Source organism: Xenorhabdus entomophaga (genome assembly GCF_037996725.1).
Lineage (GTDB): Bacteria > Pseudomonadota > Gammaproteobacteria > Enterobacterales > Enterobacteriaceae > Xenorhabdus > Xenorhabdus khoisanae.
Genome location: NZ_JBBMXH010000457.1, coordinates 1 through 249 on the forward strand (window position 1 = coordinate 1; position 249 = coordinate 249).

The following is a 249-nucleotide window of genomic DNA, read 5'->3' on the forward strand; positions in this document are numbered from 1 at the left end:
TCAATGGGGCTATAGCTCAGCTGGGAGAGCGCCTGCCTTGCACGCAGGAGGTCAGCGGTTCGATCCCGCTTAGCTCCACCATTACCTCTTTCATGAAAATGATTTCAGAATATACCGGCTAAGGCCGGTGTATTGTGGAATATTGCTCTTTAACAATCTGGAACAAGCTGAAAATTTGAAACAATCCGTGTCATTGAAAAATGGCAGGGATGAGTCTCTCAATACTCCAGTCCGAAGACACCTTCGGGT

Annotated in this window: 1 tRNA gene; it reads left to right on the forward strand. The window is 47.4% G+C overall.

Annotated elements, in window-relative coordinates:
- Positions 1 to 5 precede the first annotated feature (5 nt).
- Positions 6 to 81, forward strand: a tRNA-Ala gene (locus tag AAC854_RS24850).
- The last annotated feature ends 168 nt before the right edge of the window (positions 82 to 249 follow it).